The organism is Cedecea sp. Ae19-4, from assembly GCF_059801165.1.
Genome location: NZ_JBCHWG010000001.1, coordinates 840,085 through 862,575, shown reverse-complemented (window position 1 = coordinate 862,575; position 22,491 = coordinate 840,085). Strand labels below are relative to the sequence as shown.

The following is a 22,491-nucleotide window of genomic DNA, read 5'->3' as shown; positions in this document are numbered from 1 at the left end:
CCAGAGGGAGATTGACCAGTAAAAACGCCTGGCCACGGAAATAGAGAGGAACTCAAACAGCAGGCACGCCCGGAACGAGCCTGCTTTTAAGGCCTGTCACGCTTTGCGTAACAGCCAGATAAAGTACGGCGCACCGCAGAGCGTGGCTAACAATCCTGCCGGGATCTGGAATGGGAAGATAAGGCTTCGGCCCAGCCAGTCGGCCAGCAGCATCAGCCCGGCCCCGATAGCAATAGCCACGATAAGCTGGGGCATTGCGCGGCGGAAGCCGAGCATTCTTGCCATGTGCGGTGCCATCAACCCAACAAAACTTAGTGGCCCCACGCAGAGCGTTGCGGCAGCAACTAGTCCGGCTGCCAGCACCAGAATGCTGATGCGCGATTGACTCAGGGCAATGCCCAGGGCCTGAGCCGTCTCACCGCCCAGCGGGAGTATAGCGAGCCAGCGGCGCACCAGGGGCGTAAGCCCAATCAGCACCAGCGCCATGCCCCCGCTCACCAGCGCCTGCTGCCCGGTCACTTTCCAGGTGGAGCCGGACAGCCACGTCAGCACCGACCCGCTGCGCGGATCTCCGCTGGCCAGATAAAGCGTGAGCAGCGTGGCGAAAACGGTACTCAGCGCCACACCGGTCAGTAAAAGCCTTCCCGGAGCCAGCCCGGAGCGGGCTAAAACGAGCATCGCCAGCAGCGTGAGCGCCGCGCCGGCAAAGCCCGCCAGCAGTTGCCAGGCGCTGACGTCGCCGGGGACGAGAAATATCAATAACACGATGGCGCAGGCCGCGCCGGAACTCACGCCCAGCACCTCGGGGCTGGCCATCGGATTGCCGGTCATTTTTTGTACCAGCGTACCGGCCGCCGCCAGCATTGCGCCCGCGGCAAGCGCCGACAGCACCCTCGGCCAGCGCCACTGCCACATTTCTTGTATGCCGATAAACCAGCCTGCGCTTTCCCGCCCAACGCCCAGCGCGAGCAAGGCAACCAGTGCCAAAACAGCAATAATCAGCAATACCGTAGCGGGGGAAAGTCGGCGTTCCGCAATCGCGCTGGCATCATCAGAAGCCGCCAGACGCTGGTGGCGCAGGCGTGGCAATAACCACAGCATTAACGGTGCCCCCACCAGCGCCGTCACGGCGCCAGTCGGCAGTTCTTGCCAATAGCGTCCAACCCACAGAACCAGTTGATCGCTCAGTAACAGCAGCAATGCCCCCGTCGCCATCGAAGCCAGGAGTTTAGGCAGCAGACGTCTCACGCCAAACATGCCGGCCAGGACCGGAGCAAACAGGCCAATAAATCCGATCACGCCCACCACGCTGACCAGCATCGAACTCAGCAGCAGGGCCAAAAATAGCCCGCCCACGCGCACTAAAGCCAGCTTCATCCCCAGTCCACGTAATACGGTGTCATCCAGGGCCAGCATACCCAGCGGGCGAATCATCAGTACGATGAGTACCAGCACGGCCAGAAGCCTCGGCCAAAGAAACTCCACGCCAGCCCAGTCGTACTGGTTCAACATCCCGCTGCTCCAGATAAACAGATTTTGCAGGCGTTCATGGTTGAACAATACGAGGAAGCTTTTTACGGCCCCGCAATAAAGTCCCAATACCAGGCCGGCAAGGATTAGCGTAACCGGCGACATTCGTTTACCCCAGGCAGCCCCGAGCACAATACTGCCTACGGCCATTGCGCCAGCCAGCGCCGCAAGCTGTTTGCCGGTTTCCCCTGCCCCCGCCAAAAACAGCGTCGCAAGGGTCAGCCCCAGCTGTGCCCCAGCCGCAACGCCAAGGGTGGCCGGTTCGGCCAATGGGTTGCGCAAAATATGCTGGAACAGGCAACCGGCCAGAGCCAGCCCGGCGCCGGTAAGCAGCGCAAGCACGGTTCGCGGCAGCAGGCTGTAGTGAAACAGCATCTGCGAAACATCGGTCACCTGAGGCAGCGTTATCGCTTGCCACCAGAGCCCGGCAGGCAGCATTTGCTGAAAGTTGTAGCCGGTCAAAAACAGCGTGAAGGCACAGAGTATAAGCAGGATTATGCGCACAGTGCCTCCGGCAGGAGCTGGCAAAAACGCAGCGCCGAGAAGCTGCCGCCGTAAAACCATACCGCTGGCAGCAGGTGTAACTGGCCCTCGCGCACGAAAGGCATAACCTGCCATAGCGCAGATTTCGCCACCGTTTTGACCGGATCGTCATCGCCGTGCATAAAGCAAATTGCCGTGACGTTTTCCAGCCTGACCAGGGTTTCAATGCCCACAATGGCGCTTCCCCAGGCATTGGTTTTCCCGTCCCAGGCGTTACGCATCCCCAGCCGTTCCAGCAGGTCGTTAAACAGGCTGTTGCGGCCAAAGATCATCACCCGGCGGCTATCAAGAAATGAAAACATCACCAGCGGGTTGGGATTACCCGGCAGCTTTGCGCGGGTGGCGGCCATCTGCTGGTGAAAATGGGCCAGATGTTCGGTAGCCTGCTGCTCCCGCCCTAAAAACTGCCCGAGCCTCAGAAGATCTTTTTCCAACAGCGCCAGCGGGCGGCCAGTGGCATCATTAAAGGCCGTCGACCAGCAGGGAGCGATAGGTGTTAAATCTGACTCAGCCGGCCCGAAGCCTTTGGAGATGAGAAAAAGAGAAGGGGTGAGACGCTGCATCAGCTCGCGGTTAGGCTCGTTTCTCAGCCCAACGTCAACGACGGTTTCAGGCAACGTTGGCTCCCCTACCCAGCGGTGATAATTACGCTTATCGGCAATCGCCATCGGCATAATCCCGAGCGCCAGCAACATTTCAACCGGTCGCCATTCCAGGGCAATAATACGTGCGACATCAAAGCGGCGGGCATCAGCCTGGCAGGGAAGAATGGCCGCCAGAGGCAGCAGGGAGGCTAGCGCCAGCAGGCGTCGGCGGCTTAAAGAAACGTCCATATAAATAGCAATAGTTATCGTTCTAATTAAGTTTTACACATTATGCCGCCAGCCGCCGCCAACGCAATCAAAAACTCAGCTAGCGGCCGGGCATTATTTAGAAGACAAGGCGTTTGCGCTCTTCCTGACTAAGTCTGCGGGGTTCAAACTGATGGTGCGTAAACGTTATTTCCGTAGCGTCATCCTCCACGTCATTCAGCTCAATTCGGTCCAGCGACTTCTCACCATAAAGCGTAATCGAGCGGAACAGCCCGCTGAGCGTTTTCTCAAAGGGAATTAATACCAGCCGCCATCTTCCCTCCCCCAGGTCGGAAAACTCGCTGATAAAGTCTTTCTCAAGCGCTTTTCGATCGAGATAAAACAGCGTACGCAGCAGTTGGTTGAACTGAAACATTGGCGGATTGCTCTCCGCGGTGATTGCCTGCGGCGGCTGGTTACCCATCACCTGAACCATCCGATTCTCCCCAACAACCAGTTCCATCGGGAAAGGCTGACGCTGCTGCCACCACAGCCCTTTATGCTTTGTCACCACAATCCGCCCGCTGGAATGCAGCGGCTGCGCCATGCCTTTTATCTGGCGCTCCTGCTCAAACTGCGCCCGCATTACCGGCACGGCGGCAAATCGCTTTTGGATGTCATCCAGCGTTACCGCCCCGGTCACCTGCGCCACCAGCAGAAGAGAAAGGAGCAAACTTTTTTTCACAGCAATAACCCTATGCGTTCAACTGAAATCGATCCGCGTTAGTTTACTCTGCTATGTGGTCTGAAACCAAAAATACACAGCCCGCGTTAAACGGGCCGTGGCGTTATTGATAGGTAACGTACAGCACTGCTGTTTTGTGCTGTGGGTCGAGGTATTTCACACGGGTTTGCATCGTACTGTCATTATGAAGGGTAATACCATCCAGAGAGCTAAGGGCAACGGTCTGAGTGACGGGTTTGCCTTTTTCGGTGCAGGTCATGGCGACATTGGAGCTGGCCGACGTCCACTGACAGCCGCCTTCTACTATTTCACCTCGAAAATGAATGATGCCAGAGGATGCAGCCTGAGAAAGCGGTGAAACCGCGATGCCCAGCGCCAGACAAAGCAAATACTGCTGAAAACTTGCTTTCACGTTTATTACTCCTCGATTGCTGTCGTCCCTGAAGGTTATCGGCAGAAAATCAAAGATAATTAAACAGTGATCCATGTTTTTTGTTCTTGCAATACTTCCGTCACATATATTTGTTTGCGGTCAAGACTTCCCCGGCTTTTGCCACTGTTGCTCAAGGTGAAAGGCTTTTCCGTCGCTCAGGGTAACAGTGACCGTGACGCTGTCTCCGGGGTCAATATTCAAACTTAGCTGCGACAGATCGACGGCCTGATGTGCTTTTATAAACAGTTCGCTGCTTTGGTGGCTGGAGCTTTTCCCCGACGGACCAGTTTTGGTTGCCACCAGCGTCAAGGTGCACTGGCAATCCGCCGCCAGCGTCGCGACAGGCGTTATTGTGTAGATGTTTTCCTGCTGCCGGGTATTAAACGTCAGCTGACTTGAGAGTGCGGCAAGCAATACCAGGGTATGCATACAACCTCCAAAGAAAAACAGGGCCGTCGGCCCTGTTCACGCGATAGCCAGGTCGCTTTAGTACTGAGACGCAGTGGCGTGGTTACCGTTGCCGAACTGGGTGACCGACACCAGAGAGCTGGATGCCGTCTGATTAACCACTGCTCCGTTGTTGGTCCCGAACTGCTGAACATCAATCTGCGCGTTTTTCCCGTTCCACTGGCTGATGGTGGCATTGTTACCGTAGCCATCCTGCAGCAGTTTAATATCGCTGCTGTCAGAGCCCTGGCCAACTTTTGCCCCATTCACCGTGCCCAGCTGTTTAATTTCAGTCTTCGAATAGAACGCATTCGACTGCAGCGCTGTGGCATTATTTCCGTTACCCTGCTGATATATTTTCAAGGTCGAGTGCTGAGCCTGCTGCGGATAGGTCGCCATTGCACCTGCGGAAACAACCAGTGCTGCTAATGCTGCCACTTTGAAAAGATTCATACTAAAACCCCCATCGGATTGATAGTTTCAGCCCAAATATTTTGCTTATCGCTGAATAATGCGAATCGCCATTTGTGACTGGTTTTGCACAACAACTGCTGACTTCTGGGTACCGTACTGGGTAATGTTTGCTTTATTACCAGAACCTCGTTGGATAATAAGCGCCGCATTACCAAATGAATCCTGCTTAATACCCGCCTCGTTGGCGTTACCTTCTTGCGAGATATAAGCCAGGTTATAACTACCTGATTGTTCGATGTTTGCCCGGTTGCCTGCTCCGCTTTGCGTAACCTCAGAAAGTTGCTTCTGACCCCGCTGAACTACTGCAGCATTATTATTGCTACCAGATTGGCCAATAATGGCCGTTTGATTAAATTGAGGATTGCTCAATTCATTGACAGCAAAATTATACTCAGCAGTGGCGAGATCGTTACTCGCCGCAAAACAATGACTCGCCAGGCCAGCGAACATTATAGAAATAAAATATTTTTTCATTCTGTCACCCTGAACCAGATAATGCCGGAACAATATGACGCGTAACATTCAGGTCAAGCATAACGGACCAACAATAATGTGTTATTGCATCGTTACGCAAATGAGTATGTTACGGCAACAATTAAAAATATCTCATGCTGGGGTGGTATTTTGCATTATAAAATTCACACCAAAGTATTAATAAGAAATAAAAACAGACAATCATCACTATTACAATCCCCTGATCCAGGGATCGGATAATCATTAGCACACTTATTTAAAGTCACCTTAACTCTCACTGACTTAGCACAACTTAAGCGATGCTTAGTCAGTTTATGAAAAAACCTTGTCATCATGATCAGTTTTCTTAAGCGAAGCGGTTGAATGCTGGGAACGCAGTTTTTAAAATTATGAACAGAGTGAGAAAAACAAAAAAATAAAAAATAAAACACATAAAATACAATTATTTAAAATTAAAAATCAAAATTAATTTTCTATACAGAAAGCAAAAAACGTACAACTTTCTGCTTAAAATTAAATAGCGAACACTCTCAATTGAAACATTTTAATATTCAAAGAAACATTTAGTTACATAGTTAACACTTGCGTTAAAATATCCAATCGCTAAATTGGAAACAGTTACCACTTCTTTAGTTAATTTTCTTTTGCTGACCGAAATAAAATCATTTCGGCGATTAAAAATATTTAACATACAGCACCGTCGCGGCACTCGTCACGTTATAGAGAATTAATTCTTATTAATTCAAAAGGTAGCGACATAAACCAGGTGGAGTTTCATCATGTATAATGAAGTCCATGCCCTTCAGGGCCCTACGTTATTGTTAATGACAAAACCCTCTCTCCAGGCTTCAGCCTTATTACAGCACCTGCGCGCCTCGTTAGAAATAAATGGCCGTATTCATAATATTCAGCGGCCACTGGATGAGTTTCCCGGTAATGTTCTGATTTTATTTGATATGGCGGAAACAGATAAAAAGACCATTCTGTTCTGGCAGGATAAACTAAGTCGTAAAAACTGTCAGATAAAATTGTTGTTACTCAATACGCCGGAGGAGTATCCCTTCCGCGAGATTGAAAGCTGGCCGCACATCAATGGCGTTTTTTATCTTGCTGTAGAAGAGCCCAAAGTCATCGAGGGACTGCGCGGGGTACTGGCTGGCGAATGTTACTTCCCGCAGAAACTGGCCAGTTATCTGATCAGCCACTCCGGCAACTACCGGTTTAACAACGCCGAGTCATCCCGCCTGACACAGCGCGAAAAGGAAATACTGAATAAGCTGCGCGTTGGTTCTTCCAATGTTGAAATCGCGCGTTCGCTGTTTATCAGCGAGAACACGGTCAAAACGCACCTGTATAACCTGTTCAGAAAGATAGCCGTCAAGAATCGAACTCAGGCGGTTTCCTGGGCCAACGATAATCTTCGGCGATAGCCTCATGAAACGTTCAGCTGCATTTACGCTGGCAGCTTGCTGCTGCCTGATAAGCAGTGTCCTGGCCGAAGAAGTCGAGATCCCTGGACTGCTGACAGACCATACCGTCACCTCCGTTGGCCACAGCTTTTATCGCGCCTTCAGCGATAAATGGGAAAGCAACTATACCGGTAATTTAACCATCAACGAGCGCCCCAGCGCCCGCTGGGGGAGCTGGATAACGATTACCGCAGGCCAGGATGTTGTTTATCAGGCTTTTCTTTTCCCCACAAAGCGCGACTTTGACAAAAACGTTGACGTTGCACTGGTCCATACCGATGAGGCGCTTAAACGCAGGCTGATCGATAAGCAACTTTTGAGCACCAGCGATTTAACCCACGATGAATTCTAGGAGACGATGATGCGTATTTATCATGCCGTACTGCCCGTGCTGTTATTTACGCCGCTGGCCTGGGGCGGGAATATGGTTTTCCAGTTTGTGAACCCCAATTTTGGCGGTAACCCCAATAACGGCGCCTATTTGTTAAATTCGGCCCAGGCGCAAAACTCTTATAAAGATCCCAGCTACAGCAGCGATCTCGGCATTCAAATGCCCAGCGCGCTGGATAACTTCACCCAGGCGCTGCAGTCGCAGGTGCTGGGCGGGCTGCTGACCAATATTAATACCGGTAAACCAGGGCGCATGGTCACCAATGATTTTATCGTCGATATTGCTAACACTGACGGCCAGCTTCAGCTCAACGTCACCGACCGCAAAACCGGCAAAACGTCAACCATTCAGGTATCCGGCCTGCAGGCAAATTCCACGAATTTTTAGTGGCTTAAAATCATAATACCTCTGAAAGGATCACTATCATGCAGCGCATACTTCTGATTATGGCGGTGTTTTTATTAAGTGGTTGTTTAACGGCTCCGCCAAAAGAGGCCGCCAAACCAACGTTATTACCGCGCGCGCAAAGCTACCTCGACCTGACGCATTTGCCGGAAGCAAAAGGGAAGCTTTATGTCTCGGTGTATAACATTCAGGACGAAACGGGCCAGTTCAAGCCCTATCCTGCCAGCAACTTTTCTACCGCCGTACCGCAGAGCGCGACGTCTATGCTGGTCACGGCATTGAAGGATTCCCGCTGGTTTATCCCCCTTGAACGCCAGGGGCTGCAAAACCTGCTGAACGAACGCAAAATTATTCGTGCCGCCCAGGAAAATGGCACCGTGGCCGATAATAACCGCGCCCCGCTACACTCTCTGATGGCGGCCAATGTGATGATTGAAGGCTCGATCATTGGCTACGAGAGTAACGTCAAGTCGGGTGGTGCGGGCGCTCGCTACTTTGGCATTGGGGCCGACACGCAGTACCAGCTTGATCAAATTGCCGTTAATTTAAGGGTGGTGGACGTCAGTACCGGCGAAGTTATGTCGTCCGTCAACACCAGCAAAACGATCCTGTCATACGAGGTGCAAGCCGGCGTCTTCCGGTTTATTGATTATCAGCGTCTGCTGGAAGGTGAAGTGGGCTATACCAGCAACGAGCCGGTCATGCTGTGCCTGATGTCCGCCATTGAAACGGGGGTCATCTATCTGGTCAACGACGGTATCGACCGGGGACTCTGGGATCTACAGAACCCGGCCGATATTAACAATCCGGTGCTGGTGAAATACAAACAGCTCTCAACGCCGCCCACTTCATGAGGCTCTGTGCATCGATAAAAAAACCAGCTTTCGCTGGTTTTTTTTATTCGCGTAGCAATGAGCTGGCTTTCGGTTTTGGCTTGTCCCGCCGGGCAGCGAGCCACAACCCGCTGTTTTTCATGGCAAAGCCAAACACCAGGCCTAAAAGCAATGAAGGTACAACGTTGTGCCACTCCCCCTGATTGGCAAAGGTTGCACAGGCGCCGATAAATGTCCCGGGAACAAACGAGAGCAAAATATGGCGCGCCTGAATACACATCAGGAAGGCAACTACGCCGGTCATGATGTAGCCCAGGATTTCCGCCTGCGGCGCCAGCGCGCTGCCGTGAATAATCACCAGCGCCCACAGCACGCCGCTGCACAGCGTACACAGGGAAATAAAAAGCCCCTTCATACCGCCCTGCGGACAGGCAAAATAAGCGGTACAGCCGAGGAAACCGGCCCAGCCCAGCAGGCCGAGGCTCACCGCCACCCAGCCCCAAAGGCCGGAGAGAATACCGGTGGTGATTGCTAATGGAATAAGTGTCTTCATGGCGCCGTATCATAGCAGAGGCCGGACCAACCACTACGATCTGGCGCACGTTTTTTGCAAATAAGAAATCAGCGTTACATTTTAATTGTGATTAACATCACAATTACTCATCCTCTGATTCCTGCAGCTCATCGCGCATGGCCTGCAGCGCCTCACGGCTGATCGCCGCCAGCGTACGGTAGAATGGCGTTGTGGCATGGGCTTCAACTTTGCCCAGGAAAGTCCCGCACCACGGCATCAGGTAGTCATCAAACAGCGTCACCTGCGCTTCAAACTCATCTTCCTGAGACTGGTCTTCAAGCCACGAGGCCGCCAGCAATAGCGTCCCAAAATGATCGGCCGGGGACTCACCCAGCGGCATGCCACGCTGCTTCAGGAACTGGCGCACTTCGCCTTCATCGCTGCCCTCTTCCCAGGCGGAACGGAATGGCGGCACGCTGCATTTTTCGCCAACAAACAAAGCGTTAAAGTCGCCCGCCAGCAGCTGCGGATCGCAGCTATTTTGCAGCCGGCCCAACAGCTCATCCTGCTCCAGTGGCCAGCTTGCCGCCAGCTTCCCTTCACGGATCAGCGTAAAAAGAGGCACCAACAGGGGATCCTGCGGCTGGCGATAAAAAAGCGATCCGAGTACGCGGCAAATAATTGAAAATTCATTCATGACTGGCTCTATCCATTACGGGTGTTAATTACAGTGTGGCAAATTCAGCAATTGGCGCCATGCCACGGGCTTCCAGGAAGCCCAGCAGGCGCTGCGGAGAGACGTTAAGGATCCGCTCTTCCGGGAAATTGATTTCGTCGAGGATTTTACGGCATTCGGTGAAATCCCCCAGCGTAAAGGCAGTGTGAGAGTCGGATCCTAACGCCAGCCAGCCACCTGCATCGCGCACGGCTTCGGCAATAGCGCGGCAGTTTGGGCCGCTGCCAATACGCGAATGGGTAAACGAAGAATTATTCAGCTCCAGCGCGACGTTATACTTCGCCGCCGCCGCCGCAACAGCTGGGATATCAATCTCAAACTTAGGATTCCCTGGATGGCTGATGATATGTACGTCGCCGTTCGCCATCGTCGCGATCATCGCTTCGGTGTGGGTGGCTTTATCTTTGGGCGGGAACACCGGCTCATGGAAGCCCGCGATAATTAAATCCAGCGCGTCCAGCATCGGGCCGGTGCAGTCTATTTCCCCGGCGGTATTTTTAATGTTCGACTCAATACCGCGCAAAATGCCGACGCCATCGACCAGTCGTGGCCAGATACGCATATTAATAAAGTGCCAGTAATGCGGCGCATCCGCCATATCCGGGCCGTGGTCGGTAATGGCGAACAGCTTGATACCTTTGGCTTTCGCAACGGCAATATAATCGTGGAGGGTACTGTAGGCGTGGGTGCTGGCAACGGTATGCATATGCAGGTCAACGGGATACATGGCTTTCTCCTTTTCTATTTTGAAGTAAGGATACCAGCAATCTATGACAATTTTTAGCCTGCTTCCGGAACGTTATCAGCCCGGCCAGGGCCGGGCTTGATGCTTAATAGCCGTGCTGAAGTGAGACCTCACCTGAAACGGCTTCACCGTTTTCCAGTTGAGTAATCGTTTTTGCTATATAGGCAATCGCCTCATCAGGACGAGTTACCGCTGCAACATGCGGCGTAATTGCCACGCGAGGATGTGCCCATAGCGGATTATTTTCCGGCAGCGGCTCTTTAGAGAAGACGTCCAGCATTGCCCCCTTGAGCTGCCCGGCATCCAGCGCCGCAAGCAGATCGGCTTCGACAAGGTGAACCCCGCGCGCGAGATTTATCACGTAGGACTCTTTAGCCAATTGACTCAACAATTCACGATTGATGATGCCGACGGTTTGCGGCGTATTAGGCAGCAAGTTGATCAACACGCGGGTGCCGCTTAAAAAGGCAGGCAGCGCTTCGCCACCGGCAAAACTTTCTACGCCAGGGAAATCTTTCTTACTGCGGCTCCAGCAGCGAACCGGGAAGCCCCAGGCCACAAGACTTTCAGCGACTTTACCGCCCAGTACGCCTGCACCGAGGATCCCAATGGTGAAATCCTCGCGACGATAATCGTCCAGCGGCTGCCATTGCCCCTGCTGTTTTTGCCTTTGGTAATCGTCAAAACGACGGAACCAGTGCAGCACCTGACTGACCGCATACTCCTGCATCTGCAGCCCCATGCCGGTGTCTTCGAGGCGGAACAGCGGCACGCCGTCAGGCAGCATGTCAGGATGAGCCTGAAGTTTACTGAGGATAGCGTCAACGCCCGCTCCCAGCGCAAATACGCCTTTTAGCCCTTTACGGCCGCTAAGCATTTCCACCGGAGGATGCCAGACAAGGGCATAGTCTGCGGGTTGCTGGTCGCCCTGCTTCCACTGGCGAACGCGAGCGCCAGGCAAAGCCAGCTGAAGGCGATTCAGCCAGTACTCGGTGTCAAAAGTGGGGTGATGAAAAATAATGTCCATACTGCCTCCTTTTTTTCTTAGGCTTGCGCGAATCGACTCGCCATGCAAGCCCCAAAGTAATAAAAAGCAGCATCTTGTGGTGGTTTAAGAATCAAGTTGGACGAAGTTTGGCTAAACGCACCAAAAACATGAAATTAGCATTGACGGCGAAGCCCATTTTCCCTAAATTAGCGCCCGTTCCAGCAGCGCTGGAGCGACAATATGGTGAGGTGTCCGAGTGGCTGAAGGAGCACGCCTGGAAAGTGTGTATACGGCAACGTATCGAGGGTTCGAATCCCTCCCTCACCGCCATCTTCGATAAGAGAGCCTGAACTCACGTTCAGGCTTTTTTATTACCCGTAACCCCTTGAGGGACGGATGAGAACCCTCGACAGGGTTCGACAAAACGGCAGGACAGCCGTTTTGCATTGCCTTCGGCAACCCGCAGGACGAGCGCCATGGACGGCGCGAGTGATATCCCTCCCTCACCGCCATATTTAAAGAAGAGCTCGCATGCAAATGCGGGCTTTTTTTTCGCATGTTGCACCACGAGGGACGGATGAGAACCCTCGACCGGGTTCGACAAAACGGCAGGATGACCGTTTTGCATTGCCTTCGGCAAACCGCAGGGCGAGCGCCACGGACGGCGCGAGAATCATCCCTCCCTCACCGCCATATACCCTTCACAATTCACCCAATATTTGTACGTCGACCTTGATTTGATTCCGACAAGAAAACCTTATCAGGTTAAAAACCAGCAGCCTTGAGCTGGCACAGCAGACGATGTCCAGTGCGGAAGCCTCACTGAAGATAGTGCAAAAACAGCAGCAGATTGGCATCGGCGATTATCTGACAGCCTTAACGGCGCTGGAGAACCGCATTACGCTCTGGCAGTCGCTGGGAGGTAATGCCAGCTAGCGCGATGATTAACCCTCTCCCGCCCACAGGAATTACCCGGGCGGGAGCTTTTTTCGACGAATTTGCCTTAAAACCGCCTCAACCGCTCACACCTTAACCGAACGCGGCATAATCCATAAATTAGGCTTGACCGAAGAGGGCTGACTCCCTATAGTAGCGCCCCGTTGCCCACCTAAGGTGTGCAGCAAAACAATATGGTGAGGTGTCCGAGTGGCTGAAGGAGCACGCCTGGAAAGTGTGTATACGGCAACGTATCGAGGGTTCGAATCCCTCCCTCACCGCCATCTTCGATAAGAGAGCCTGAACTCACGTTCAGGCTTTTTTATTGCCCGTAACCCCTTTAGGGACGGGTGAGAACCCTCGACCGGGTTCGACAAAACGGCAGGATGGCCGTTTTGCATTGCCTCCGGCAACCCGTAGGGCGAGCGCCATGGACGGCGCGAGTGATATCCCTCCCTCACCGCCATATTTAAAGAAGAGCTCGCATGCAAATGCGGGCTTTTTTTTCGCATGTTGCACCACGAGGGACGGATGAGAACCCTCGACCAGGGTTCGACAAAACGGCAGGACAGCCGTTTTGCATTGCCTTCGGCAACCCGCAGGGCGAGCGCCATGGACGGCGCGAATGATATCCCTCCCTCACCGCCATATTTAAAGCAGAGCTCGCATGCAAATGCGGGCTTTTTTTTCGCATGTTTCACTATGAGGGATGGGTTCGAATATAACCTGCAGTTACTTTTTAGCAACTCTTTGCGCCAGGTAGTAGTTTATATAACCCCTGTATTCATCCTTTGTTTCTGCCGGGATCTCGCTTTCCGCAAAGAAGGTGAGCGCCAGACCTTCTGTAGGGTCATTAATGATACGGCCTGACCAGCTTGTCACTTCGAACAGTGAAGTAATGACGTTAATCCTGTCTTTATTCTCGAGCGTAAACGTATAGTCCGAACCCGAAAAAGTGCCGAGTAAAGTCAGATCGTGAACATCAAGATTCGTCTCTTCTTTCACTTCACGGATAGCCGTTTCTTCAAAACTTTCACCGGGCTCAAGCAAACCGCCGGGCAATCCCCAGCCGCCATCACGCCTCAGCTGCAACAAAATGCGCTGCTGATCATCGGTGATGATGACATTAGCCCCGGCCAGTAATAAAAGCCGGTGGCCTACCAGCGCCCTCATTTCTTCCACGTATCCCATCGCCTACCCTCCGGGCATAACGCCGCGTTATTGTCAGCGTTTATACACGATTAAGATGAAACCGGCATGACTGACTCCGTCACTCTTTCTTACGCTGGTATTTCTCCGGCAGCGGCGGAACCGGACGGCGATTGTCCATCAAATGAAGCACGGTCAGAATCGGGTGGTGAAACAGCATTCGGGGACCACTCCAGCGCATCACCCGCTTCATTTCTTCACGTTTTGAGGGCTGATAGCAGTGGATAGGACATTGCTTGCAGGCGGGCTTTTCTTCGCCAAAAGCGCAGCGATCCAACCTTTTGGCAGCGTAGTCGTATAGCCGTGAGTAGTGGTCTGGATCGGGGCTGGCAGCTGGGTTTTTGCGCTCGTACAGGGCGAGCATTTTAGCGATGGTTTGCTTTTCGCGTTGGATGCGTTTTCCGGACATAGCTGCACCTCGTTAACCGGTACAAACGTCCGGTCAATGATTGTCGATAAGATGCAGCAATAATACACCTTATCGACAGCAGGCCGAAGTACGAATAGGGGTTAGAGATCGCGGAACGTGCCCAGACGGTAGCCTCGCTCGGCAATCGCGTACTTCAACGCCGCGGAGGTAAGCACTTCCAGCTCCGCAAGGCGCGGATAGCAGTAGTTGCTTTTCAGCAGCGTGTTATCCACAAATGACGGGTGGCACATCACTTCCAGCGAGGCTTCCTCTCGCTTAGCCGAAGCATCCACGCACTCCAGAAGCAGGCTTTCAGAAATAGAATCGCCGTAAAACTCGCTGCTAAACCCTTGCGTAGTCCGCACGCCATCCAGGGAAATGTTGTCCCGGGCTGCGGCATCACGATCGACACGCAGCGGGATCCCTTTCGCGCTGGCAAACGCCGCAACGATGGGGAAAATTTCCGGAATCATATGCACGTGATGATGGCTATCAAGATGGGTTGGTTCAATACCAAAAATCTCGATAAAGCGCTGATACTGGCTTTCCAGTTCGCGTTTGATCTCGTCCCGATCCAACTGCCCCTGCTCGGCCATCTCCCAAATCCATTTACCCAGTAAGCCCGTTTCGCGGGTTAGCACCGGCATGTTGGTCAGCGGCTGTCCCAGCGTCAGCACGAAGTGCATGCCGACCCCCAACCCCGGATAGCGTGCGTACAGCCCGGCAGCGTGTTTAATGGCTTCAGCGTTAACCATCGCGGTGGTTGACGTCACCACACCGTGGTGAAAGGCTTCGATGATGCCGTAGTTTTGCGCCTTACTCAGGCCAAAGTCATCGGCGTTGATAATCAGTAAGCGGTCCATAGCATCCCTCTTGAGTGGCCCTCCCCGTCCGGGGAGGGCAAGGCATTACGCCAGTTTTTCGATAGTTTTCGCAAAGTTTGGCAGATGGGCTTTATGGGCAAGCAGCATCTCTTTGGCAATCACTTCCGCATCCTTGTCAGAGTGGATAAGCGGGCTCAGGTTCAGCGCCAGCAGCACATCGTTGAATTCACCGCTCAGCGCCGCCTGGCTCGCCGCCACTTCGAAGCCTTTGATGGTATGAATCAGGCCCATCACTTTCTCGTCGAAGTGAGTCACGCGCGGGTGCGGTCTTGCGCCATCACGGCCAATGATGCTGGTCGTTTCGATAGCCCAGTCCGCCGGGATATTGTCCACGTGCCCATGGTGCGGGATGTTCACGTAGTGCTCGGTCTGCTTATCATTGTAGATAGCGCTGATCACTTCGCATGCGGCGTCAGAGTAGTAAGCCCCGCCGCGCAGCTCCAGCTCTTTCGGCTTCACGTCGAGGTTAGGATCTTTATACAGTTCGAACAGCTGTTTTTCGACCTTCTGTACCACGGAGGCGCGCGCGCCGCCTTTGTAGAACTCGCCCATTTCGATGGCCAGCATCTCTTTCTGCTTGAAGTAGTACAGCAGGTAAGAGCACGGCAGCAGGTTCAGAGAACGGATCAGCCCTTCGCTAAACGGCATATCGAAGATGTTTTTCACCGAGTTAGCGCTCAGTTTACCGCTGGCTACGCCGTCCAGCAGTTCAGCAAAGCGGGATTCGCCGTTCACCAGCACATCTTTGATGAACACCATGTGATTCAGGCCGAAGAGATCGATCCCCAGGTCATCTTCCGGGGTCAGCTTCAGCACGTCGGTAATAAACATCTTCATGCCAACAGGAATGTTGCACACGCCGATGAATTTTTTGAAGTTGGTGTGGCGGAATACCGCCTCAGTCACCATCCCGGCCGGGTTAGTGAAGTTGATAACCCACGCATCCGGGCAGATTTCCTGCACGTCTTTGATGATGTCGAAAATCACTGGAATGGTGCGCAGCCCTTTGAACAGGCCACCCGCGCCGTTGGTTTCCTGGCCAAGATAACCGTGGCTCAGCGGAATACGCTCATCCAGCTCGCGCGCTTTCAGCTGGCCCACGCGCAGCTGGGTGGTCACGAAGTCCGCGTCTTTCAGCGCTTCACGGCGGTCGAGGCTCTTGTGTACCGTCATCGGCACACCGGCGTGCTCAATCATGCGCTGGCAAAGATTGAAAATTATATCCTGCTTTTCTTTACCGGCTTCGACATCCACCAGCCAAAGTTCGGTAATCGGTAGTTCATGATAGCGCTTAATAAAACCTTCAAGTAATTCTGGGGTATAGCTGCTGCCGCCACCGATAGTAACAACTTTTAATTTCTTAGTCATACAGGCTCCCGTACAGCGCCACGCGCCGTATTTAGAAAATTGAATAAGTTAATAAAAACGCAATATTGACCGTGGTAATTAACCAGCACCTTAATTAATGCTGTACAATTTCTTCCGATAACTATTTGGCGTAAAAGAGGTGACCTTTTTAAAGTTCTTAATAAACATGCTGGGGCTGCTGTAGCCGGACTCAAAGGCAATATCGGTCACCGATGAGTTAGTAATCTCCAGCTGCTTCTTGGCAAAATTAATGCGGATTTCGTTAATAATCTGCATCGGCGTTTTGCCATAATAGCGCTGAGTGGCGCGCGTTAAATATTCCTGCGACTTACCCGAAAGCGCGACCATGTTTAATAAGGCTTTGTCACCAAAACGCATTTTGTCGTGCATCCCTTCAACGGTGGATTTTAACCACAATGGAATATCATCCTGATTTTCCGACTCCCGATAATGGCGCAGTCGATTGACGACATAAAAACTCACCATTTCGAGGAACTCGTTAAATTCCCCTTCGCGGAAATTAAACGAGGCAATCACCGATTCCATAAACGCCAGGAATTCATCCTTAATCTGGTAAACCTGTGAGGCCACCAAATGGGACGGCAGCAGCGGCATATAATGCTGTTCAAAGAACTGCTGACTGATCCCCACGTTAAATAACCGGGTCGCACCAAACTCGTAGAAACTCTGATGATGGGAACCGACCGGAATAAAGACAAAATCGCCTCGCTCCATCAGTACGCGCTTACCGTTAATTTCCTGGTAGTAGCGCCCGGTCAACACGATTGTGAATTCGTAGTAGTCATGCTGGTGCAGCCCGCTCACGCTCTCTTCTTTGGTGTAGATAAACGCATGGAAACACTTGCCGTTAAACAGCTGGCTTTCACGAACAATGTTAATTTCCATATTGTCTATCTCTGGCTGCATATGCTGACCTGCTACTTGTCCATTTTCTCGTGCAATTCAATCAACTCGGTGACCAGCTCACGCGCCAGCATCGAAGTCATCAGGTGGTCCTGCGCGTGTACCAGCACCAGGCTCACTTTGGTTTTGCCTTCGCCCTGGTCGCCTTCAATCAGCTTAGTCTGCACCAGGTGCGCTTCGTTCAGCGCCGTGCGGGACTGGTCCATCATCTCTTTAGCCCCGGCGAAGTCACCCTGCTTGGCCTTTTTGAGCGCGCCGTAGGCTAGGCTGCGGGCCTGGCCTGAATTGATGATTAAGCCCATCACCACTTCTTCGAGATCGTCCACTTCTACTTCAGTTTCAACAACATTATCTAAATCAAACATAAGCGTGCTCCCCGGATTCTGAAAACGGGGAAGGCATTCCCTCCCCCGGCTGAACTTAGAATTTCAGTGCGTTAGCGATATCTTCTTCGCTTTCTTCTTCTTCAATAACCGCCTGTGCCTTGTTGGACAGGATAACGAACGGCATGTACACCAGCGTTGCAACACCCAGGTTGAACAGCGCCACCAGCAGTGCAGCGACGCTGCCGTTACTGTTGAAGAAGGCGCCCAGGCCGGTAGGCATGGTCCACGGTGCCAGGTTGGTGACCGGCGGGATAATGCCCATGGAGTACGCAATCAGGGTGATCGCGGCCAGAATCGGCTGTACCGCCACAAACGGGATGAACATGACCGGGTTCATGATGATCGGCAGACCAAACAGAATCGGTTCGTTAATCTGGAAGATGCCTGACGGCAGCGCCAGCTTAGCCACCTGACGGTGATCGGCGCGGCGAGAGGCGATGAAGATAGCGATAATCAGACCCAGCGTCGCACCGGAACCCCCCAGCAGGATGTAGGAGTCGAGCATTGGTTTCGCCCAGAAGTGGAACTGTTTGCCCGCTTCGATAGCGGCTTCAACAGAACCGTACTGCTGGTACAGCGCCACGTTTTCCAGCGCCCATGGGGTCATGATGCCGTTATCCAGAGCGGTAAGCGCCAGGGAACCGTGAACACCGAAGAACCACAGCAGGGAGTTGAAAATCACGTATGCCCAGCCAACCACGCTCCCCATTGACGCCAGCGGAGTCGAAATGGAGTCCATGATGATCTGGTGGAAGTTGCTGCCGTAGTGAGACAGCGCCCAGGAGATGATCCCGAAGATAGACAGAATCAGGAAGCCTGGGATTAACGCCGAGAACGAGCGGGATACTGAGGCCGGTACGCTGTCCGGCAGGGTAATTACCCAGTTCCGGCGCACAACAAAGGTAAACAGCTCCGCGACAACCAGACCGATAATCATACCGGAAATAATATTCTGGCCGCCTAACCAGTTAGCGCCCACGGCATAGGCTTCGCCTACGCTATATGGCGTAACGGTCATAAAGGCTGCGACGGATAATAAGCCCGCGGCCAAAGGATCGACCTTTCTTTCTTCAGCTAATGCCATGCCAATGAAAAAAGGCGCCATCAGCGACATTATGCCCAACGTACCGTTGTACACATTGCCGCCGATAGCTTTAAACCCATTCAGGGTTTCAATGGTCTCGGGGTCTAAACGGATGCCTAACGAGTAGAAGAATGACCCTGCGCCGAAGCTCAGGAATACGTTGTTGATCAGAACAAACATTGCCCCCGTTAGGGTTAATGGCATTAATTTAATAAAACCGTTTTTAATGGCATTAACGTGAGGCTGCTTTCCTATTTTTACAGCAAAAGGCAGGAGAACCTTCTCAAGTGAATCAATGACTTTACTCATATTATAAATATCCTTGAAAGCCGTAATTACTTACGGCTGTAGGTGTAAGTCGCTCTTTGACGGAAAATTAAACAAAACAAGAATAAAAAATTAACTCTCGGCCGCTGCTTTCTTAATTGCTGCCACAGCCGCTTTCAACACACCCAGCCCATCGACTTTACCGTACAGAGCAGAATCGATAACTTCTACAGGCTTGGTGGGCAACAATTTCTTGATATCTGCCTGCATGTAGGCAATTTGTGGCCCAAGCAATACCAGGTCCGCATGTTTCCCTTTCTCGCTGGCCAAAGACTCAGAGAAAGCTTCAATTTCTACCGGCACTTCATACTTTTCGGCCTGCGCTCGCATTTTGGTCACTAACAGCGAGGTTGACATCCCAGCGGAGCAGAACAGGTAAATTTTTTTCTTTTGCATAAGTTGTTCCTCAAGTCTCAATACGCTGTAACGGACTTCCGTGGCGTATTGTTGCTGTTCCAAAGCGGGTTTGTGGAGAGAGACTATTGTCTCTGCTTGAGGAAAGTATACGGCATGCATTCTGAAGAGAGATAATTCTCATGCCTCATAAATTGTCTCTCCTTGACCTGGTGTTATGACCCCCTTCACAGTTTGGCCAAATAATTCGCGCAAATAAAAAAGCCCAAACCGAAGTTTGGGCTTTTGTCTAAATCGTTGAAGGCGGTCAGTCGTAGGCGTTCAGCGTGCGCTGGCAGAGGGCCGAGCGCACACAATCCTGCTTACCAAAGCGAACAACGCCGACCATGTCATCCTCTTCAAAACGATTCAGCGCATCGCTTAAACCGGACGGTACGCCAGCAGGTAAATCGCACTGCGTGATATCGCCATTGACGATAACCGTCACGTTTTCCCCGAGGCGGGTGAGGAACATCTTCATTTGCGCTGCGGTGACATTCTGCGCCTCATCCAGAATAACCACGGCATTTTCAAAAGTGCGTCCGCGCATATAGGCGAACGGCGCAATCTCAACCTTACCAATTTCAGGCCGCAGGCAATACTGCATAAAAGACGACCCTAAACGTCGCACCAGGATGTCATACACCGGGCGGAAATACGGGGCGAACTTTTCTGAGATATCACCGGGGAGGAAGCCGAGATCTTCATCGGCCTGCAGCACCGGACGGGTAACAATAATCCTGTCGACATCCTTATGTATCAGGGCCTCAGCGGCTTTTGCCGCGCTGATGAACGTCTTGCCACAGCCGGCTTCGCCGGTAGCAAATATCAGCTGCTTTTTCTCGATGGCATTAAGATAGTGCGCCTGAGCTTCATTCCGCGCTTCGATAGGTGAATGGTCGCGGCTGTCGCGCGCCATGCCTATAGATTCTACGCCGCTCATCTGCACAAGCGTGGTGACCGATTCCTCTTCACGCTGCCGGTGGCTACGCGAATCCCGTCTCAGCACACGTTTTGCTTCGCGACGAGCTTTGATCACAGCTTTCTGTCTTCCCATGGATGGCACCTTACAGTTGGTTTCATTTCCCGCGCCGTCTGGACAGGCGCGATTATGGCCACTAACGGATGAGGTTTGGCTTCCTTGTAAGCCATTAACTGCCGGTTGAGAGGGTGCGTTAAGCGAACGCGAAACGTTGCCTGACGCACCGTTAGGACGCTGATTTGACTCTGAATGGGGAAATTTAGCGGTGAAGATAGCGAAGCCGGAGGAGAGGCCTCCGCGCTGGGTAGTGCGGGTAAAGTGTTTAAGTAACCGTCCAGTACAGGACCCAACCATTCGCGATCTCCGTAGTGATTAAACGTCACAGCAGGGAACTACCGCTCATGCTTTAAGTACACCAAACATCACCCAAAATGCAACATAAATCTCACTTTTAAGTAACGTTTAATCACAATCCGCTGCTGTGTACCGTTTTCGCACATCAATATTACAGAAATATATCAGCGGGATAGTCATAGGGAATTGTCATGAATAATTGGGGGAGCGAATTGTTAGCAAATGAAAATCTACATAAACCACTCTCGATAAGAACGGCTAAGGTTTCCCTCTGTCACAATGTCGCTTCTGGATTTACCCTCTCCCTGGCAGGGAGAGGGAATAAATAATGCTCCCGTCGACTGTTTTCTCCCTCGCCCCTGTGGGAAGAGGGCCGGGATGAGGGGAAGATTCGTTCCCGGCTCTCATCACCGGTACGGCAATAATTACGCCTCAATCATCCCCTGCCCCAGATAATGCTGTTTATCCGACACGCCCGGCAGCGCGAAGAAATACCCACCGCCGATCGGCTTGATGTACTCTTCCAGCGCCTCGCCGTTCAGCCTGCCCTGCACCGTCAGGAAGCCTTTTTCAAGGTCATGCTGGTAGCAGACGAACAGCAGCCCCATGTCGAGCTGGCCGGATTTGGTGGCGCCCAGAGAATAGCTGTAGCCTCGCCGCATCATCAACCCCGACTGCGTTTCTTTGGTCCTTGGATTTGCAAGGCGGATATGGGCATCCAGCGCAATCACATCGCCGTCAGGATCGGCGGCGTAGTCCGGCACATCATGCTCATTTGTCATACCCAGCGGCGCACCGCTGTGTTTCTCTCGCCCGAAGATAGTCTGCTGCTCTTTCAGCGGCGTACGGTCCCAGGACTCAACGTGGAACTGAATAATGCGCACGGCCTGATAGCTACCGCCGGTAGCCCAGGCTGGCTCCTGCTGTTGCTTCGTTACCCAAACCACGTCGTCCATCAGTGGTTTATCATGGCTGTCAGGGTTGGCCGTGCCGTCTTTGAAGCCTAACAGGTTGATGGGCGTCTCTTTCCCTCGGCTGCGCGCCGCATGGTTGGAGATGAACCCTTCCCGCTTCCAGCGCACGCTGAGGAGATCTGGCGTGTGCTTGATAATATCGCGCAACGCGTGGATCACAGTGTCGTTGGTGTTGGCACAAATCTGCAGCAGCAAATCGCCGTGACACAAGCTGGCATCCAGCGAATCATTCGGGAAACTGGTCATTGGCTGTAGCTTTTTCGGCATCTGCTTTTGCAGGCCAAAACGCTCGTCAAAGAGCGAGCTGCCGGCAGACACCGTGATCGTCAGGTTATCCGGGTAAATTTCCGCCCCAAGAATGCCAGAGTCCATCGGCGGTAACCGTGGATTTGGCGTTTCCGGTGCCGGGCCGCCGCGGGTCAGGAAGTCAAAGCGGGCGGTCAGCAAGCGGAACAGACGTTCGAGGTCGGCTTTGTCACTGGCCAGCACGTCAAACGCCACGAGCATCATGGCGGCCTGCTGGGGTGTCAGAATCCCGGCCTGGTGTTCACCATACAGCGGTTGGCTTTCAAGGCGACCATCCGGCGGCAGCGTGCCCGGCGAAGAGACCGGATTCGCCGCATGGGCCGCCATCGGGCACCCGCCGCCCACGGCAAAAGCGCCCCCAAGGGCGCCCAGTGTTTTCAGCAGCTGGCGGCGCGCCGGTTGGTGCGCGCCGGTGTTGTCTTTATTGCTCATGATGC

The 22,491-nt window shown here is 52.8% G+C and carries 26 protein-coding genes and 2 tRNA genes; 7 read left to right on the top strand and 21 right to left on the bottom strand.

Features of this window, described 5'->3' with window-relative positions; translation table 11 throughout:
- Window positions 1-96: 96 nt before the first annotated feature.
- The 7 genes from fhuB to csgB form a co-directional block, all read right to left on the bottom strand.
- Window positions 97-2,094: a Fe(3+)-hydroxamate ABC transporter permease FhuB gene (gene fhuB, locus AAIE02_RS04070; protein WP_498532032.1), complete on the bottom strand. Its 1,998-nt coding sequence runs from the start codon at window positions 2,092-2,094 to the stop codon at window positions 97-99.
- Window positions 2,025-2,906 carry a Fe(3+)-hydroxamate ABC transporter substrate-binding protein FhuD gene (gene fhuD / locus AAIE02_RS04065; RefSeq protein WP_498532031.1) on the bottom strand — a complete coding sequence of 294 codons (882 nt, stop codon included), beginning with the start codon at window positions 2,904-2,906 and terminating at the stop codon, window positions 2,025-2,027. The genes fhuB and fhuD overlap by 70 nt, the downstream gene beginning before the upstream one ends.
- A 97-nt stretch (window positions 2,907-3,003) precedes the next feature.
- A complete protein-coding gene (locus AAIE02_RS04060) occupies window positions 3,004-3,609 on the bottom strand; it encodes an outer membrane lipoprotein carrier protein LolA (RefSeq protein WP_498532030.1) in 606 nt (201 codons plus the stop codon).
- Window positions 3,610-3,712: 103 nt separating this feature from the next.
- Complete coding sequence (locus AAIE02_RS04055) at window positions 3,713-4,021, bottom strand: YmdA family protein (RefSeq protein WP_008453554.1); 309 nt, start codon at window positions 4,019-4,021, stop codon at window positions 3,713-3,715.
- Between the two features lie 120 nt (window positions 4,022-4,141).
- Entirely contained in the window at window positions 4,142-4,471 is a 330-nt protein-coding gene (gene csgC, locus AAIE02_RS04050) for a curli assembly chaperone CsgC (RefSeq protein ID WP_008453555.1), read from the bottom strand.
- A 57-nt stretch (window positions 4,472-4,528) separates the two neighbouring features.
- Window positions 4,529-4,942, bottom strand: coding sequence for a curli major subunit CsgA (gene csgA, locus AAIE02_RS04045; RefSeq protein WP_008453557.1), 414 nt, complete (start codon window positions 4,940-4,942; stop codon window positions 4,529-4,531).
- A gap of 45 nt (window positions 4,943-4,987) precedes the next feature.
- Entirely contained in the window at window positions 4,988-5,437 is a 450-nt protein-coding gene (gene csgB, locus AAIE02_RS04040) for a curli minor subunit CsgB (protein ID WP_008453558.1), read from the bottom strand.
- A 779-nt stretch (window positions 5,438-6,216) separates the two neighbouring features.
- On the opposite strand from csgB, the gene csgD reads away from it, so the two are divergent.
- Genes csgD through csgG form a run of 4 tightly spaced genes read left to right on the top strand, consistent with a single transcriptional unit; the run spans window position 6,217 to window position 8,556 of the window.
- Complete coding sequence (csgD, locus tag AAIE02_RS04035) at window positions 6,217-6,867, top strand: biofilm master transcriptional regulator CsgD (RefSeq protein ID WP_498532029.1); 651 nt, start codon at window positions 6,217-6,219, stop codon at window positions 6,865-6,867.
- Between the two features lie 4 nt (window positions 6,868-6,871).
- Window positions 6,872-7,258, top strand: coding sequence for a curli production assembly/transport protein CsgE (gene csgE, locus AAIE02_RS04030; RefSeq protein ID WP_008453562.1), 387 nt, complete (start codon window positions 6,872-6,874; stop codon window positions 7,256-7,258).
- A gap of 9 nt (window positions 7,259-7,267) precedes the next feature.
- Entirely contained in the window at window positions 7,268-7,684 is a 417-nt protein-coding gene (gene csgF, locus AAIE02_RS04025; protein WP_008453564.1) for a curli production assembly/transport protein CsgF, read from the top strand.
- 38 nt (window positions 7,685-7,722) lie between these two features.
- Window positions 7,723-8,556: a curli production assembly/transport protein CsgG gene (csgG, locus tag AAIE02_RS04020; RefSeq protein ID WP_166993716.1), complete on the top strand. Its 834-nt coding sequence runs from the start codon at window positions 7,723-7,725 to the stop codon at window positions 8,554-8,556.
- A 43-nt stretch (window positions 8,557-8,599) separates the two neighbouring features.
- Here the strand turns inward: csgG and AAIE02_RS04015 are convergent, their stop codons facing one another.
- The 4 genes from AAIE02_RS04015 to ghrA form a co-directional block, all read right to left on the bottom strand.
- Window positions 8,600-9,088, bottom strand: a complete 489-nt coding sequence (locus AAIE02_RS04015) for a DUF1097 domain-containing protein (protein ID WP_498532028.1) — start codon at window positions 9,086-9,088, stop codon at window positions 8,600-8,602.
- A gap of 103 nt (window positions 9,089-9,191) precedes the next feature.
- Complete coding sequence (locus AAIE02_RS04010) at window positions 9,192-9,746, bottom strand: TorD/DmsD family molecular chaperone (protein WP_498532027.1); 555 nt, start codon at window positions 9,744-9,746, stop codon at window positions 9,192-9,194.
- A gap of 28 nt (window positions 9,747-9,774) precedes the next feature.
- Window positions 9,775-10,512, bottom strand: a complete 738-nt coding sequence (locus tag AAIE02_RS04005; protein ID WP_008453572.1) for a phosphatase — start codon at window positions 10,510-10,512, stop codon at window positions 9,775-9,777.
- Between the two features lie 103 nt (window positions 10,513-10,615).
- Window positions 10,616-11,557: a glyoxylate/hydroxypyruvate reductase GhrA gene (ghrA, locus tag AAIE02_RS04000; RefSeq protein ID WP_166875252.1), complete on the bottom strand. Its 942-nt coding sequence runs from the start codon at window positions 11,555-11,557 to the stop codon at window positions 10,616-10,618.
- A gap of 203 nt (window positions 11,558-11,760) precedes the next feature.
- On the opposite strand from ghrA, the gene AAIE02_RS03995 reads away from it, so the two are divergent.
- The 3 genes from AAIE02_RS03995 to AAIE02_RS03985 all read left to right on the top strand — a co-directional run bounded on the left by AAIE02_RS03995 (window position 11,761) and on the right by AAIE02_RS03985 (window position 12,738).
- Window positions 11,761-11,848, top strand: a tRNA-Ser gene (locus AAIE02_RS03995).
- A 471-nt stretch (window positions 11,849-12,319) separates the two neighbouring features.
- The gene (locus tag AAIE02_RS03990; protein WP_166993708.1) at window positions 12,320-12,454 is read left to right on the top strand and encodes an outer membrane channel protein; all 135 of its coding nucleotides are present in this window, start codon (window positions 12,320-12,322) and stop codon (window positions 12,452-12,454) included.
- Between the two features lie 196 nt (window positions 12,455-12,650).
- Window positions 12,651-12,738 (top strand) — tRNA-Ser (locus AAIE02_RS03985).
- Window positions 12,739-13,186: 448 nt separating this feature from the next.
- Here the strand turns inward: AAIE02_RS03985 and AAIE02_RS03980 are convergent.
- The 10 genes from AAIE02_RS03980 to efeB form a co-directional block, all read right to left on the bottom strand.
- Window positions 13,187-13,645, bottom strand: a complete 459-nt coding sequence (locus AAIE02_RS03980) for an NUDIX hydrolase (protein ID WP_336983879.1) — start codon at window positions 13,643-13,645, stop codon at window positions 13,187-13,189.
- Between the two features lie 79 nt (window positions 13,646-13,724).
- Window positions 13,725-14,072, bottom strand: coding sequence for a nitrous oxide-stimulated promoter family protein (locus AAIE02_RS03975; RefSeq protein WP_498532026.1), 348 nt, complete (start codon window positions 14,070-14,072; stop codon window positions 13,725-13,727).
- Window positions 14,073-14,173: 101 nt separating this feature from the next.
- Window positions 14,174-14,935 (bottom strand): chitin disaccharide deacetylase, encoded by a 762-nt coding sequence (chbG, locus tag AAIE02_RS03970; RefSeq protein ID WP_498532025.1) that lies wholly within the window; start codon window positions 14,933-14,935, stop codon window positions 14,174-14,176.
- A 45-nt stretch (window positions 14,936-14,980) separates the two neighbouring features.
- Window positions 14,981-16,324: a 6-phospho-beta-glucosidase gene (locus tag AAIE02_RS03965; RefSeq protein ID WP_008455636.1), complete on the bottom strand. Its 1,344-nt coding sequence runs from the start codon at window positions 16,322-16,324 to the stop codon at window positions 14,981-14,983.
- 90 nt (window positions 16,325-16,414) lie between these two features.
- On the bottom strand, window positions 16,415-17,251 hold the full coding sequence (chbR, locus tag AAIE02_RS03960; protein WP_034808027.1) for a transcriptional regulator ChbR: 837 nt from the start codon (window positions 17,249-17,251) through the stop codon (window positions 16,415-16,417).
- An 11-nt stretch (window positions 17,252-17,262) separates the two neighbouring features.
- Window positions 17,263-17,613, bottom strand: a complete 351-nt coding sequence (gene chbA, locus AAIE02_RS03955; protein ID WP_008455638.1) for a PTS N,N'-diacetylchitobiose transporter subunit IIA — start codon at window positions 17,611-17,613, stop codon at window positions 17,263-17,265.
- A gap of 55 nt (window positions 17,614-17,668) precedes the next feature.
- Complete coding sequence (gene chbC, locus AAIE02_RS03950) at window positions 17,669-19,027, bottom strand: PTS N,N'-diacetylchitobiose transporter subunit IIC (protein ID WP_008455639.1); 1,359 nt, start codon at window positions 19,025-19,027, stop codon at window positions 17,669-17,671.
- A 90-nt stretch (window positions 19,028-19,117) separates the two neighbouring features.
- Window positions 19,118-19,441, bottom strand: a complete 324-nt coding sequence (locus tag AAIE02_RS03945) for a PTS sugar transporter subunit IIB (protein ID WP_008455640.1) — start codon at window positions 19,439-19,441, stop codon at window positions 19,118-19,120.
- A gap of 265 nt (window positions 19,442-19,706) precedes the next feature.
- Window positions 19,707-20,495, bottom strand: coding sequence for a phosphate starvation-inducible protein PhoH (gene phoH, locus AAIE02_RS03940; protein ID WP_008455641.1), 789 nt, complete (start codon window positions 20,493-20,495; stop codon window positions 19,707-19,709).
- A 704-nt stretch (window positions 20,496-21,199) separates the two neighbouring features.
- Window positions 21,200-22,486, bottom strand: coding sequence for an iron uptake transporter deferrochelatase/peroxidase subunit (gene efeB / locus AAIE02_RS03935; protein WP_498532024.1), 1,287 nt, complete (start codon window positions 22,484-22,486; stop codon window positions 21,200-21,202).
- Window positions 22,487-22,491: the final 5 nt, after the last annotated feature.